A 14,616-nucleotide genomic window follows, 5' to 3' on the forward strand; every position below is an offset into this window, starting at 1 on the left:
CCCCCCTCCTCCCCCTCCCCCCCCCCCCCCCCCCCCCCCCCCCCCCCCCCCCCCCCCCCCCCCCCCCCCCCCCCCCCCCCCCACGGCGACGACGGCCTGCGCCAAGGGCACGTCGCCGGGCCCGGCGAAGATGCGGTTCACGCACGCCGGGTAGTAGACGGCGGCGGCGCCGACGCGCGCGGTGCGGGGCAGCCGCCGGGCGGCCGCGCCCGGAAGGCCGGGCAGCCACTCGGGCACCAGGTCGGGGCGTACGGCCCTGCGGGCGGCGCGGGTCACGGCGGTCAGGAGCCGGTCGCCGGTCCGCTCGCCTGCCACCGCGCGGACCGTCGCCGCGGCGGCGAGCGCGAGCCGCGCGGAGGCCTCGACCTGCTTGAAGCGGCGCGCGGTGAACGCCGCGACGCGCTCCTCGCGCGGTGAGTGCCGGGCGTGGCGGAACGACTTCATCAGGGCCCCCGTGTCGATGCCGACGGGGCAGGCCAGCTTGCACGTCGAGTCGCCCGCGCAGGTGTCGACCGCGTCGTACCCGTACGCGGCGACGAGGGCGTCCTCGACGCCGGAGCCCGGGGCCTGGCGCAGCATCTCCCGGCGCAGCACGATCCGCTGGCGCGGCGTGGTCGTCAGGCCCCCGCTCGGGCAGGTCGGTTCGCAGAAGCCGCACTCGATGCACGGGTCGGCGATCGGCTCCACCGCGGGGATCGTCTTGAGGCCCCGCAGATGGGCCTTGGGGTCACGGTCCAGGACGACGCGCGGCGCGAGCACGCCGTCCGGGTCGATGACCTGCTTGGTGCGCCACATCAACTCCGTGGCCTTCGGGCCCCATTCGAGTTCCAGGAACGGCGCGATGTTGCGGCCCGTGGCGTGCTCGGCCTTCAGGGAGCCGTCGAAGCGCTCCACGGTGAGGCGGCAGAAGTCGTCCATGAACGCGGCGTACCGCTCCACGTCCGCGGGCTCGGCCGCGTCGAAGGCGAGCAGGAAGTGCAGATTGCCGTGCGCGGCGTGTCCGGCGACGGCCGCGTCGAAGCCGTGCCGCGTCTGGAGGGCGAGCAGCGCCTCGCAGGCCTCGGCGAGACGCGCGGGCGGCACCGCGAAGTCCTCGGTGATCAGCGTGGTCCCGGTGGGCCGTGAGCTGCCGACGGCCGTCACGAAGGCCTTGCGGGCCGTCCAGTAGCCGGCGATCATCCCCGGGTCCCGCGTGAAGGCGTTCGTCACCGACGCGACCGGGGCGACGAGTTCGAGCCCCGCGGTCACCGCGGCGGCCACCTCCTCGTACGCCTCCTGGCCCGCCTCGTCCGGCGCGCGGAACTCCACCAGAAGCGCCGCCGTCCTGCTGTCCAGGTCGGCCCAGTCCGCCGGGACTCCGGGCACGCGCACGGAGGCGCGCAGCGTGTTGCCGTCCATCAGCTCCACGGCCCGCGCCCCGGCGTCGGTGAACAGCGGCACGGCGGCGGCAGCGGCGGGCAGCGTGGGGAAGAACAGCAGCGCGCTCGACACGCACCAGTCGAGGGGCAGCGTCTCGAAGACGACCTCGGAGATGAACCCGAAGGTGCCCTCGGAGCCCACCATGAGGCCGCGCAGGATCCGCACGGGCGTCGCCCCGTCGAGGAACGCGTCCAGGCGGTAGCCGTTGGTGTTCTTGATCTCGTACTTGGCCCGGATGCGGGCCGTGAGCGCGGGGTCCGTCTCGATCTCGCGCTTGATGTCGAGCAGGCCCGCGCACAGGGCCGGTTCGGCGTGCGCGAGCAGCGTGTCGGCGTCCGGATCGGCCGTGTCGACGACCGTGCCGGACGGCAGCACGAAGGTCAGGGACGCCACCGTGCGGTACGAGTTGCGGGTGGTGCCCGCCGTCATGCCGGAGGCGTTGTTCGCCACCACGCCGCCGATGGTGCAGGCGATCGCGCTCGCCGGGTCCGGGCCGAGGACGCGCCCGTGGCGCGCGAGCGCGGCGTTCGCACGCATCACCGTCGTGCCGGGCGCGATCCGGGCCCGCGCCCCGCCGTCAAGGACCTCGACGCCCGCCCAGTGCTCGCGCACGTCGACGAGGATGTCCTCGCCCTGCGCCTGCCCGTTGAGCGAGGTGCCCGCCGCGCGGAAGACGACCTCGCGGCCCTTGCCGTGGGCGTACGACAGGACGGTGGACACGTCGTCGATGTCCTCGGCGACGACCACCACGCGCGGCAGGAAGCGGTAAGGGCTCGCGTCCGACGCGTACCGGACGAGGTCGGAGACGTGCGTGAGGACCTTGTCGGCGCCCAGGAGCGCGACGAGGTCGCCGCGCAGCGGCTCCGGGGTGCCGCTCGCCCGCTCCTGCGGGACCCGGTCGGGTGACGGCGCGCGGCCGTCCGGGGCGGGGCGCAGTGCTTCGGGATCAGGCTCCAGCAGGGGCACGGCCACTCCTCGGCGTCGTCGGCGGCGGCCCGCACCGGCCGTGGCCGGTCAGTGGCGGCGCACCGGCCCGGATGTCAGCAAGGGCTCTCCGGCGCCTCGAACAGCGCGTCGAGCAGCCCGCCCAGCTGGGTGCGCTGGGCGGCGTCCAGTGGAGCCAGGATGTCCTCGGCGGCGGCACGGCGCGCGCCGTGCAGCTCCCGCAGGGCCTCGTGCCCGCCGTCGGTCAGCTCGATGCGGATGACCCGGCGGTTGGTCGGGTCCGGGGCGCGGCGCACGCGTCCGCTCGCCTCCAGGGCGTCGACCAGGCTGGTGACGGCGCGCGGCACCACTTCGAGGCGTTGGGCGAGGTCGGCCATGCGCGGCGGCGTCTCGTAGTGCGCGAGGGTGCGCAGCAGGCGGGACTGCGCGGGCGTGATGCCGATGGGCTCCAGGTGGCGCTTCTGGATGCGGTGCAGCCGACGGGTCAGCCGCAGCAGCTGCTCGGCGAGGAGTCCGTCGCTGTCCGGTGTGCTCATGCCGAAACAGTACAGGACCTAGTGCATTGTGAGTATAGGTAACAGTGAGCTATGCTCCCAAGGTCGCCCTCGTCGGCGCGTCACCCGCGTCCGGCGGTCCCGCCGGGCGCCATCCGCGCCCGGCGTACTCGTCGACGCACCACCGGCGCCCCCGCCGCCGCGGCACGCCCTCGCTGGCGCGTACCGGCGTCCTGCCCCGCGGGGCGCGCCCCGTCCCGTCGGCGCACCGCCGCCGACGTCCCGCTACGTCCCGTAGGAGCCCATGCCTCACGAAGAGCCCTCCCGGACCCCTGGGTCCGGCGAGCCGGAAGAGCCCCACCAACTGCGCCGCATCCTGCGCCTCTTCCGCCCGTACCGCGCCCGCCTCGCCCTCGTCGGCCTGCTGGTGTGCGCCGCGTCCCTGGTCTCGGTGGTCGCCCCCTTCCTCCTCAAGGAGATCCTCGACACCGCGATCCCGCAGGGCCGCACCGGCCTGCTGAGCCTGCTCGCGCTCGGCATGATCCTCAGCGCGGTCGTCACCAGCGTCTTCGGCGTCCTCCAGACGCTGATCTCCACGACCGTCGGCCAACAGGTCATGCACGACCTGCGCACCGCCGTGTACGGCCGCCTCCAGCGCATGTCCCTGGCCTTCTTCACACGCACCCGCACCGGCGAGGTCCAGTCCCGCATCGCCAACGACATCGGCGGCATGCAGGCGACCGTCACCTCCACGGCGACCTCCCTCGTCTCCAACCTCACCAGCGTCATCGCGACGGTCGTCGCCATGCTCGCCCTCGACTGGCGCCTGACCCTCGTCTCCCTCCTGCTGCTCCCGCTGTTCGCGTGGATCAGCCGCCGCGTCGGCCGCGAGCGCAAGAAGATCGCCACCGAGCGGCAGAAGCAGATGGCCGCCATGGCCGCCACGGTCACCGAGTCCCTCTCGGTCAGCGGCATCCTGCTCGGGCGCACGATGGGCCGCGCCGACTCGCTCACCCGCTCCTTCGCCGACGAGTCCGCCGAACTGGTGAGCCTGGAGGTCCGCTCCAACATGGCCGGGCGCTGGCGCATGGCCGTGATCACGATCGTCATGGCCGCGATGCCCGCCGTCCTCTACTGGAGCGCGGGACTCGCCTTCCGGATGGGCGGGCCCACCGTCTCGATCGGCACGCTCGTCGCCTTCGTCTCGCTCCAGCAGGGCCTGTTCCGGCCGACGGTCAGCCTGCTGTCGACCGGCGTGCAGATCCAGACCTCGCTCGCGCTCTTCCAGCGCATCTTCGAGTACCTGGACCTGCCCGTCGACATCACCGAGCGCGACCACCCGGTGCGCCTGGACCGGGCCAAGGGCGAGGTCAGGTTCGAAGGCGTGGAGTTCCGCTACGACCCGCAGGGCGCGCCCGTCCTCGAAGGCATCGACATCACCGTGCCCGCGGGCGGCAGCCTCGCCGTCGTCGGCCCCACCGGCTCCGGCAAGTCCACGCTGAGCTACCTGGTGCCGCGCCTGTACGACGTGACCGGCGGCCGTGTCACGCTCGACGGCGTCGACGTGCGCGACCTGGACTTCGACACCCTCGCCCGCGCCATCGGCGTCGTCTCCCAGGAGACGTACCTCTTCCACGCCTCGGTCGCGGACAACCTCCGCTTCGCCAAGCCGGACGCCACCGACGAGGAACTGCACCAGGCGGCGCGGGCCGCCCAGATCCACGACCACATCGCCGCCCTGCCCGACGGGTACGACACGGTCGTCGGCGAGCGCGGCCACCGCTTCTCCGGCGGCGAGAAGCAGCGCCTCGCCATCGCCCGCACCATCCTGCGCGACCCGCCCGTGCTGATCCTGGACGAGGCCACCAGCGCCCTCGACACCCGTACGGAACACGCCGTGCAGCAGGCCATCGACGCCCTGTCGGCCAACAGGACGACCCTCACCATCGCCCACCGCCTGTCCACCGTGCGCGGCGCCGACCAGATCGTGGTGCTCGACGCCGGCCGGGCCGTGGAGCGCGGCACCCACGAGGAGCTGCTCGAACGGGACGGGCGTTACGCCGCCCTCGTCCGCAGGGACGCCCGGCTGGAGCCGGCGACGTAGAGATATGCCGGAAATATGACAAAAGGCGGGTTACCGTGCCCGCATGCACACCACCACCCCGCCACGGGGCACGAAACGAGGAGAGGTCCGGCTGACGCGCCGGGGCCGAATCGCCCTGATCACGACCGGAGCCGTCGCGGCGGCCACCGCCGTGGCGGTCCCGCTGCTCCTCCCTGACGACGACGAAGCAGCGCGGCCCAGGACCCTGACCATCCCCGAGGGCTGGCGCGCAGGCCAGGTGTACGAGGCCGTCGACGCGGCCCTGAAGGTCTCCAAGGGCACCACGAAGAAGGCCGTGGACCAGGCACGCCTCAAGCTGCCCGGCGACGCGGGCGGCAACCCCGAGGGCTATCTGTTCCCGGCCACGTACCCCATCAGCTCCCAGTCGACCCCGGCGTCCGTCCTGTCGTACATGGTGGACACGGCGAACAAGAAGTTCAGCGGCGGCCACGTCACCGCGGGCGCCGACCGGAACGCGGTGAACGTCTACCAGACCGTCACCATCGCGAGCATGATCGAGGCCGAGGCGGGCTCCAAGGAGGAGATGGGCAAGGTCGCCCGCGTCATCTACAACCGCCTCGACCGGGGCATGCCGCTCCAGATGGACTCCACGATCAACTACGCCCTCAACCGCTCCACACTCAAGACCACCACGCGCGACACCAAGCTCAAGAGCCCCTACAACACCTACGCCCGCATGGGCCTGCCGCCCACCCCGATCGGCAACCCCGGCGAGGCGGCGATGCGCGCCGCGACGAACCCGACGCCGGGGGACTGGCTGTACTTCGTGACCGTGAAGCCGGGGGACACGCGGTTCACCGCGAACTACGAGGAGCAACAGCGCAACGTGGCGGAGTTCAACAGGCAGCGATGACCGGCGGGGCAAGCGGGCTCCGGTAGGCCGGAAGTCGTCCGTGGAGCCCCGTGCCCCATTGATGGCTCGTCGCATCGTCGCTTCCATGGCTCTCCCGGCGGCCCCCACGCCGCCGGTCCGGCCGACGAGGCGGAGGGGCAGGATGCGACAGCGCGGCGCCCGCGTGGCGAGAGCCAGCAGATCCAGAGCACGGAGGGGTGGGTTATCCGGTGCGGCGGCGCTGATCAGCGCCGCCGCACTCGTCGTTTCGACGGCCCCCGCCGAGGCGGCGCCCGGCGGCAGGACACCGCCGCCGAGCCCCGGTGAGGTGCTTCCGGGCCAGGAGACGAAGACCCCGGCCCTGGTGGACGGCATCAGGGAGAAGGCGCCGAAGGCGGCAGGCGCGGCGGCCGCCGCCCGCGCGCACCTGGAGCAGAAGGAGAGCCGCTACCGGATCCCCGACCCCGACCGCGACCTGACGTCCGCGCGCACCACTACGGCGGCCGGCGGCCAGGAGACCGTACGACTCCAGCAGCGGCACCGCGGCGTGCCCGTCCTGGGCGGCCAGTACGTCGTACGCATGGAGCACAAGGGCGGCGAACGCGTCGTCACCGGCACCTCCGGCAAGTACTTCACCGCGCTGCGGACGCGCACCACCCCCGAGGTCAGCGCGGACGTCGCCGTCGAGCGCGCCGTCGACGGCGTCCTCACGGACCTGACCACGAAGAACTTCACCCGCGAGCCCGGGGCCGAGGACGAGGGCGACGGCGAGATACCCCTCACGGGCACCGCCCGCGGCCTCGTCGTGCTGCCGAAGGGGCAGGGCGTCCTCACCCATCACGTCACCGTACGCGGCACCGACCCCACGACCGGCGAACCCGTGCTGCGCGAGGTCTACGTCGACGCCCGCGCCGGGTACCCCGTCCTCCAGTACAGCAGTATCAAGACGTTCGCGGGCACGGCTCCGCGCGCTGCGGGCACGGCGCCCGCCGCCCGGCGGGGCGCACCCGCGGAGCCGCGCGAGAAGGGCTCCGGCGTCAAGCTGGACGGCAGGTCCGTCGCCCTGGACGTGGAGCGCGACCCCTGGCGCGAGCAGTACGTGCTGCGCGACACCACCCGCATCCCGGACGACGAGGGCTGGGGCCGCACCCTGTCCACCTGGGACGCGCGCGGCAAGTCCGTCGGCGAGGTGAGCGGCCAGTGGCCGCCCGGGATCCAGGAGTTCGGCTCGCCCACCCCGGCCTTCGGCGGCGAGGCGACCGAGGCGGGCGCGGTGGACGCGCACTGGGGCGGCGCGCAGGTCTTCGACTACTTCCGGAACAAGCACGGCCGCGTCAGCCTCGACGGGCACGGCATGACCGTCAACTCCCTGGTGGGCGTGACGAACGGCGGACAGCCGTACGTCAACGCCTTCTGGGACGGCACGAAGATGGTGTACGGCAACGGCGACGAGGAGTACCGGCCGCTGTCCGCGGGCCTCGACGTCGTCGGCCACGAGATGACCCACGGCGTCGTGGAGCACACCGCGGCCCTCGTCTACGCCGGCCAGTCCGGCGCCCTGAACGAGGCGATGGCCGACTACTTCGGCAACGCCATCGAGAACGAGGCCTACGGCGTCCCCACCGCCGACCCGGACTCGGGCCTGCTCGGCGACCGGCTGTGCCGCACCAAGTCCCCGCGCGAGTGCGCCTTCCGCGACCTGGGCGACGGCCGCAACACCGCCAAGCACTTCCTCGGCGTCGGCTTCGGCACCGACAACGGCGGCGTGCACCTGAACTCCACCCTCTTCGCCGGCGCGCTCTGGGACGCCCGCGAGGACCTCGGGGACGCCCTCGCCGACAAGATCGTGTATCGGGCGCTCACCCAGTACCTGACCCCGCTCGACGGCTTCACCGAGGGCCGGGCCGCGGTGCTCGCCGCCGCCAAGGACCTGCACACCGACCCGGGCCGGCTCAGGGCCCTGGAACGCGCCTTCAACGCCCACGGCATCGTGCCCGGCTGGGAGCTGGCCCTCGGCGTGGACTCCGACACGCTGCTCGACCGGGTCAACACCTATGACACCCGCCTCGGTTCGGGCGGCGGCTGGTGGGCCGCGTCCCGGTCCGACGAGGAGGGCTCGGAGCCCTACTCGGTGTGGGCCGGACGCACGGACGGCAGCGGCCCGGCCAAGCTGATGAGCCCCAACGACGGCCGCTACCACGTCAATCCCGCCACCGACGGCAAGACGGTGGTGTGGCAGGCGCACGGCCCCACCGGCGTGGAGATCCTCGCCCGGCCGCTCGCGGGCGGCCCGGTCAAGAAGCTCTGGAGCAACAGCCGGGGCGTCGCCGACGCCGTGGACGTCGACGGCGACGTCGTGACCTTCTCCTACTACAACCACGGCGGCCGCCAGGGCGTGAAGTACTTCAGCCTCAAGGACCCGCAGAACGGCGGCAGCATCGGCGGCGGCACCTACCACCGCGCCTCCTTCCCCTCCGTGAGCAACGGCAAGGTCACCTACCAGGAGCGCCGCCGGGTGCGCGCCGAGTACGCGTACACCACGCGGCTCATCGACGTCGCCACCGGCGAGAACAAGGTGGTCGAGCAGGTGCCGGGCAGCGTGGCCCTCGGCCCGACGGCCGTCACCGGCACGCACGTGTTCTGGCTGCGGGACGCCGTCCGGGGCGACGGGACGACCTCCCTGCGCCGCGCGGACATCGACGGCTCACACCCCGTCGACCTCAGCCCCGAGGCCGCCCCCGGCGCGCTGAACGCGTACGACCTGACGGCCTCCGGCGAGGCGGTGACGGTCGGCGCCCGGCTGCCCGACACGACGTGGCACAACGAGACGCTGGCCAAGCTCTGGCAGTTCGCCGCGAGCGGCGACCCGAAGGACCCGGCCACGCGCAAGGGACGCGTCTCCTGCAACCGCGGCGAGCAGCTGTCCGCCGCGGCCGGGCCCGGCAGCCAGGTGGTGTGGATCGACGCGACCACCGGCATCAGCGAGGTCGTGACCCGCACGCGGCCGACCGGTACGTGCTCCTGGCGTTGGCCCGCCGAGTTACCCGACCCGCTCCTCCCTGTCCCGCCCCCCCACTGAAAGGTTCAGGTGCACGACCATGAGGGGAACCACGCGCCGCCGTGCGGCGGCTGCCCTGTCAGCCCTGTCCGCCCTGACGCTCGCCGCCGGCCTCCAGACCGGCGCCGCGTCCGCCACCGTCCCGGGTGAGCTGCGGCTCGCCGGTCCCGGGGAGACCGCCGTGCCCGACGGCTGGATCGTGATCCTGAAGGACACGCGGGGAGGCGCCGTGCCCGGCATGGCGCGCGACCTCGTCGGGCGGGTCGGCGGCGCGCGGCTCGGGCACGTCTACCGGGCCGCCCTGCACGGCTTCTCCGCGACGATGAGCCGGGCCACGGCCGAGCGCGTGGCCGCCGACCCGAGGGTCGCGTACGTCCGCCAGGACACGCGCGTACGCCTCGACGCCACGGTCCTCGACGAGACCCAGCCCGACGCCCCCTGGGGCCTGGACCGGATCGACCAGCGCCGCCTTCCCCTGTCCGGCACGTACACCTACCGCACCACCGCTCCCGACGTCAGCGTGTACGTCATCGACACCGGCCTGCGCACCACGCACCAGGAGTTCGGCGGCCGGGCCTCGGTCGGCGTGGACACCGTGGGCGACGGCCAGAACGGCAACGACTGCCACGGCCACGGCACCCACGTCGGCGGCATCGCCGCCGGGCGGACCTACGGCGTCGCCAAGCAGGCACGGCTGGTGGCCGTGCGGGTCCTCAACTGCCAGGGCTCGGCCACCACCGCGGGCGTCGTCGCGGGCGTCGACTGGGTGACGGCCCGCAAGGCCAGGCCCGCCGTCGCGAACATGAGCCTCGGCGGCCAGGCCAGCGACGTCCTCGACACCGCCGTGCGCAACTCCGTCCGCTCCGGCGTCACCTACGCGGTGGCCGCGGGCAGCGCGGGCACCTCCAGCGGCGCCTGCTCCACCTCGCCCGCGCGGCTGCCCGAGGTGATCACCGTCGGCGCGAGCGACCGCGCGGACCGCCGTGCCTCCTCGTCCAACCACGGCCCGTGCGTGTCCCTGTTCGCGCCCGGCGTGCAGATCCCCTCGGCCTGGAAGGACGGCGACACCTCCACCAACACCATCAGCGGGACGTCCATGGCGACCGCCCACGTGGCGGGCGCGGCGGCCCTGCACCTCGCCTTCCGCCCCGCCGACACCCCGGCGCAGGTCAAGCGCGGCCTGGTCGACAACGCCACCACGGGCGTGCTCCAGGGCACCCCGCCGGTGGTGCCGAACAAGCTCCTGTACACCCTGTACCTGCCCGGCGACCCCCGACGCGCGTGAGGGGAACGTCAGCCGCCGGTAGCCGTGCGGAAGGCCGAGGTGATGGCGTCGATGGCGCTCTCGCCGGTGTGCGGGGTCTCCTGCATGTGCCGACTGGCCTCCACGATGCGGGTCGTCGCCGCGCGGCGCTCCGTCTCGTACGCGGCGAGGGCCGTGCGCGGGTCGTCGGCGCCGGCCAGCCGGTCGGCGAGGACACCGGCGTCGATGATGGCCTGCGTCGCGCCGTTGGCTCCCACGGGGTACATGGGGTGCGCCGCGTCCCCGAGCAGCGTCACCCTGCCCTCGCCCCAGTGCGGCAGCGGATCGCGGTCCACCATGGGGTAGCGCAGGATCACCTCGCTCCCGGTGATCAGATCGCGGACCTCACGGTCGCCGATCCGCCAGCCCTCGAAGTGGGGCAGGACGTCCTCGGGGCGGGCCGGGGCGTTCCAGTCGACCGCCGCCGGGTCCAGCGGCCCCGGCTCGGCCACGGTCACCAGGGCCACCCAGTTGAGCAGGGACCGGCCGCGGTCGTCGGCGGGGCGGGAGATCGGATACGCGAGGAACTGCGGGCCCTGACTCCCGTCGGGGCGCGGGTCGTCCGAGGCGATGACCGCCGAGCGGCCCGTGCCGAAGCGCTCGGTCTCCAGGACGCCCCGCCACAGCGACACCCCCGACCACAGCATCGGGCCCTGCTCCGGGTGGAGTTGGGCCCGCACCGTCGAGTGCAGCCCGTCCGCGCCGACCAGCAGCCCGGCGGTCAGGACCGAGGCGCCGCCCGTGGCGCGGTCGGTGACCCGGACGCGGACTTCGTCTTCGCTCTGGATAGAGCGTTCTACTCGGACGCCAGTTCGTACGGCGTCCGTGCCGAGCCGGTCGCGCACGGCGTGGAGCAGGGCCATCTGCAACGCGCCTCGATGCACGGAGTACTGCGGCCAGCGGTAGCCCCCCGCGAGCCCCCGCGGTTCCGTGAAGACCGACGCGCCCCGCCGATCGGCGTACCGGTGCTCGGCGGTCGGGATCCCGAGGGCCGCGAGGGCGTCCCCCAGGCCCAGTTCGGTGAGGACGCCCACGGCCTGCGGCTGGATGTTGAGGCCGACGCCGAGCGGCCGTATCTCGCGGACGCTGTCGACGACGGTGGCGTCGATCCCCGCGGCGTGCAGGGTCAGGGCGGCGGTGAGGCCGCCGATGCCCGCGCCCGCGATGAGGACATGGTTGTTCATGGGCTTGGCTCCCGTGAGGTGTGGTGCCGCTGACGCGTGTGCGGCTCAAGTCGTGTATCTCCACGGTCGACGGCGCCGGTCCAGAAGTCCAACAGCTGGATCTGATGCGAGCCAGCACTCCTGCTTATGGCGCGCTCGCCGTCCACGCCGCGGCTCGACGGCGCGGGCCAACCCAGGTTTAATGCAGGGGAGTTGCATTATCTTGCGCCTGTCGGGTATGCCATAGGCACCACCGCGCCGCCCGTGCACCCGGGGGCGCCAGCTCACCGCACAGACCGCACTCGATGTGGCTGGTCCTCGCTCCAGGCCGGTTCGTTCCGCATGACGGCCCGGAGGTCGAGGGGCACCACGCCCCGGATCCGCGCCCAAGGGCGCCACGAGGGGGAACGATGCACGACGACAGCCTTCCCTTCGGCCTCCGCTCCCATGTGCGGCGGGAGCGGCTGGTCATCGCGCTCTGGGGAGAGCTGGACATCCACGCGACCGAGCGGCTCACCGGCCCCCTCGCCGAGCTGACCCTCACCTGCCGCCAGGACGTGATCCTGGACCTGAGCGCCGTGACGTTCCTGGACTGCGGCGGCCTCTCGCTGCTCTGCCAGGCGCGGGCCGCGACGCGGCGCAGGGGGCTGCGGCTCACCGTCGTCCTGGAAGACCGCTTCCATCGCAAGGTGCTGCGCCTTGCGGGCGTGGCCGAATCGTTCGACGTGGCCCTGCGCCTGAGCGACGCCCTCGCCGTCCCGCCGGGCGACACGCACGGGCACCGGCCGCCGGCCCCCTCCCACGCCTGAGCGCGGCCCGGGCGTCAGGCCGGTACCGGCTCCTGCTCCAGCAGGCGCACGATGTCGCGCACCGCCGCGCGCCCCGCCCGGTTCGCCCCGATGGTGCTGGCCGACGGGCCGTACCCGACGAGGTGGACGCGCGGGTCGGCCACCGCCCGCGTGCCGTCCATGCGGATGCCGCCGCCGGGCTCCCGCAGCCTGAGCGGCGCCAGGTGGTCGACGGCCGCGCGAAAGCCCGTGGCCCACAGGATGACGTCGGCCTCCACGGTGCGCCCGTCGGCCCACTCCACGCCCGTGGGCGTGATCCGGTCGAACATCGGAAGGCGGTCGAGCACGCCGTTCGCGCGCGCCTCGCGGACCGCGTCGGTGACGGCGAGCCCGGTCACCGACACCACGCTCAGCGGCGGCAGGCCCTGCCGGACCCGCTCCTCGACCATGGCGACAGCGGCACGCCCGCGCCCCTCGTCGAAGGGGCCTTCGGCGAACACGGGCGGCCGCCGCGTCACCCACCAGGTGCGGGCGGCGTACGGGGCGATCTCCATCAGGTGCTGGGTGCCGGACGCGCCCCCGCCCACGACGACGACGCGCTTCCCGCGGAACGCCTCGGGCCCGGGGTAGACGGCCGTGTGCAGCTGCTGCCCGAGGAAGGTCTCCTGCCCGGGGTAGCGCGGCCAGAACGGCTTGTCCCAGGTGCCCGTGGCGTTGATGAGCGCGCGCGTCGACCAGGTCCCGGCCGAGGTCTCGACCAGGAGCCGGCCGCCCTCGCCCTCGCTGACGCGGCGCACGTCCACGGGGCGCCGCACCCGCAGGTCGAAGCGGTTCTCGTACGCGGTGAAGTACGCGCCGATGACCTCCGACGACGGGCGTGAGGGGTCCGCGCCGGTCAGCTCCATGCCCGGCAGCGCGTGCATCCCGTGCACCTTGCCGTACGTCAGCGAGGGCCACCGGAACTGCCAGGCGCCGCCCGGCCGGGGCGCGTGGTCGAGCACCACGAAGTCCCGCTCGGGCTCGAACCCCCGGTGCCGCAGGTGGTAGGCGCTGGACAGGCCCGCCTGGCCCGCGCCCACGACCACCACGTCGACCACGCCGTACGTCACCCTCGTGTCTTGCACCCCGATGTCGTTCACGCTTCTACTAACTCTGGTCGGGGCCCGGATCTTCCCGCGCCGCCGGGACGCCGGTCAGGGGCGAGGCGGGACGCGCGGGAGCAGGCCGCGGGCCGCCAGCTCGGGGATGACGCCCTCACCGAACCAGTACGCCTCCTCCAGATGCGGATAGCCGGACAACACGAAGTGTTCGACGCCGAGCGCGTGGTACTCCTCGACGCGGTCGGCGACCTCCGCGTGACTGCCCACGAGCGCGGTGCCCGCGCCGCCGCGCACCAGGCCGACGCCCGCCCACAGGTTGGGCGCGACCACCAGGTCGTCGCGGGAGCCGCCGTGCAGCGCGAGCATGCGCTGCTGGCCCACGGACTCGCTGCGGCCGAGCGCTTCCTGGGCGGCGGCGACGGTGTCCGCGTCGAGGTCGTCCAGGAGGCGGTGCGCGGTGGCCCACGCCTCCTTGGGCGAGTCGCGGGAGATGCTGTGAAGGCGGATGCCGAAGCGGACCGTGCGCCCCTGAGCCTCCGCGAGGTCACGGATCCAGTCGATCTTCTTCTTCACCTGCTCGGGCGGCTCGCCCCAGGTCAGATAGACATCGCTGTGGCGCGCCGCGACCGGGCCCGCCGCGGCCGACGAGCCGCCGAAGAAGATCTCCGGCAGCGGGTCGGGCGGCAGCGCGGTGAGCCCGCCCTCGACCTGGTAGTGCGTACCGTCGAAGTCGTACGGCTTGCCGCTCCACACCCCGCGCACCACCGTGAGGAACTCGTCGGTGCGGGCGTAGCGGCGGTCGTGGTCCAAGTGGTCGCCGAAGCGCCGCTGTTCGGTCGCGTCGCCGCCGGTCACCACGTTCAGGAGCAGCCGCCCGCGGGTGATGCGCTGGTACGTCGCCGCCATCTGCGCGGCGAGCACGGGGGAGAGGACCCCAGGCCGGAACGCCACCAGGAACTTCAGGCGCTCGGTGTCCTTGGCGAGCGCGATCGTCGTCAGCCAGGCGTCCTCGCACCAAGTGCCGGTCGGGGTGAGCACGGCCTCGAAGCCGAGCTGCTCGGCGGCCTTGGCGATCTGGGCCAGGTACTCGATGTCGGGGGCCCGCACGCCGCTCACCGGGGTGACGCGGGAGCGGGTGATGCCGCCGTCGGTGTAGGCGTGCCGGTCGACGAGGGTGCGGCCGTCGCCGCCGGTCGGCAGGAACCAGTGGAGGTGGACGGTCATGGTCAGGACTCCTTGTCCGTACGGGGTGCGGTGGCCGAGGGAGTCGGCGACGGCGGCGGCCTTCTTCGCCGAGGCGTTCCAGCGCGCAGCGGTGAACCGGGGGTCGGCGATGTCGCGCGGCCGGTCCAGGCCGATCGGCTGCTCGTGCGCGATGACGCCCTGGCC

At 73.7% G+C, this 14,616-nt stretch carries 10 protein-coding genes; 5 read left to right on the plus strand and 5 right to left on the minus strand.

The window, feature by feature from the left end; translation table 11 throughout:
• Together AC07GB_RS25190 and AC07GB_RS25195 are read right to left on the minus strand one after the other, a co-directional pair.
• On the minus strand, positions 1-2,385 hold a 2,385-nt coding region (locus AC07GB_RS25190), incomplete at its 3' end, for an FAD-binding and (Fe-S)-binding domain-containing protein (protein WP_478849107.1).
• A gap of 74 nt (positions 2,386-2,459) precedes the next feature.
• Positions 2,460-2,900, minus strand: coding sequence for a MarR family winged helix-turn-helix transcriptional regulator (locus AC07GB_RS25195; protein ID WP_478849109.1), 441 nt, complete (start codon positions 2,898-2,900; stop codon positions 2,460-2,462).
• 262 nt (positions 2,901-3,162) lie between these two features.
• Between AC07GB_RS25195 and AC07GB_RS25200 the strand changes: the two genes are divergently transcribed.
• The 4 genes from AC07GB_RS25200 to AC07GB_RS25215 all read left to right on the plus strand — a co-directional run bounded on the left by AC07GB_RS25200 (position 3,163) and on the right by AC07GB_RS25215 (position 10,158).
• On the plus strand, positions 3,163-4,962 hold the full coding sequence (locus AC07GB_RS25200) for an ABC transporter ATP-binding protein (protein WP_478849111.1): 1,800 nt from the start codon (positions 3,163-3,165) through the stop codon (positions 4,960-4,962).
• A 43-nt stretch (positions 4,963-5,005) separates the two neighbouring features.
• The gene (gene mltG, locus AC07GB_RS25205) at positions 5,006-5,836 is read left to right on the plus strand and encodes an endolytic transglycosylase MltG (protein WP_478849113.1); all 831 of its coding nucleotides are present in this window, start codon (positions 5,006-5,008) and stop codon (positions 5,834-5,836) included.
• 307 nt (positions 5,837-6,143) lie between these two features.
• The gene (locus AC07GB_RS25210) at positions 6,144-8,894 is read left to right on the plus strand and encodes a M4 family metallopeptidase (RefSeq protein WP_478849115.1); all 2,751 of its coding nucleotides are present in this window, start codon (positions 6,144-6,146) and stop codon (positions 8,892-8,894) included.
• A gap of 19 nt (positions 8,895-8,913) precedes the next feature.
• Complete coding sequence (locus AC07GB_RS25215; protein ID WP_478849117.1) at positions 8,914-10,158, plus strand: S8 family peptidase; 1,245 nt, start codon at positions 8,914-8,916, stop codon at positions 10,156-10,158.
• Between the two features lie 8 nt (positions 10,159-10,166).
• On the opposite strand, the gene AC07GB_RS25220 is transcribed toward AC07GB_RS25215, so the two are convergent.
• A complete protein-coding gene (locus tag AC07GB_RS25220; RefSeq protein WP_478849119.1) occupies positions 10,167-11,360 on the minus strand; it encodes an FAD-dependent monooxygenase in 1,194 nt (397 codons plus the stop codon).
• Between the two features lie 389 nt (positions 11,361-11,749).
• Here AC07GB_RS25220 and AC07GB_RS25225 point away from each other — a divergent pair, with 389 nt between their 5' ends.
• Positions 11,750-12,148, plus strand: a complete 399-nt coding sequence (locus AC07GB_RS25225) for an STAS domain-containing protein (RefSeq protein WP_478849121.1) — start codon at positions 11,750-11,752, stop codon at positions 12,146-12,148.
• 14 nt (positions 12,149-12,162) lie between these two features.
• On the opposite strand, the gene AC07GB_RS25230 is transcribed toward AC07GB_RS25225, so the two are convergent.
• Together AC07GB_RS25230 and AC07GB_RS25235 are read right to left on the minus strand one after the other, a co-directional pair.
• Complete coding sequence (locus AC07GB_RS25230) at positions 12,163-13,266, minus strand: NAD(P)-binding domain-containing protein (RefSeq protein ID WP_478849123.1); 1,104 nt, start codon at positions 13,264-13,266, stop codon at positions 12,163-12,165.
• Between the two features lie 54 nt (positions 13,267-13,320).
• A complete protein-coding gene (locus AC07GB_RS25235; protein WP_478849380.1) occupies positions 13,321-14,451 on the minus strand; it encodes an LLM class flavin-dependent oxidoreductase in 1,131 nt (376 codons plus the stop codon).
• Positions 14,452-14,616 lie beyond the last annotated feature (165 nt).

Source organism: Streptomyces sp. NPDC045778 (genome assembly GCF_056431945.1).

Coding starts and splice junctions, on each gene's coding strand:
- AC07GB_RS25215 (WP_478849117.1), top strand. CDS start 8,914: ATGAGGGGAACCACGCGCCGCCGTGCGGCGGCTGCCCTGTCAGCCCTG.
- AC07GB_RS25220 (WP_478849119.1), bottom strand. CDS start 11,360: ATGAACAACCATGTCCTCATCGCGGGCGCGGGCATCGGCGGCCTCACC.
- mltG (WP_478849113.1), top strand. CDS start 5,006: ATGCACACCACCACCCCGCCACGGGGCACGAAACGAGGAGAGGTCCGG.
- AC07GB_RS25235 (WP_478849380.1), bottom strand. CDS start 14,451: ATGACCGTCCACCTCCACTGGTTCCTGCCGACCGGCGGCGACGGCCGC.
- AC07GB_RS25200 (WP_478849111.1), top strand. CDS start 3,163: ATGCCTCACGAAGAGCCCTCCCGGACCCCTGGGTCCGGCGAGCCGGAA.
- AC07GB_RS25195 (WP_478849109.1), bottom strand. CDS start 2,900: ATGAGCACACCGGACAGCGACGGACTCCTCGCCGAGCAGCTGCTGCGG.
- AC07GB_RS25225 (WP_478849121.1), top strand. CDS start 11,750: ATGCACGACGACAGCCTTCCCTTCGGCCTCCGCTCCCATGTGCGGCGG.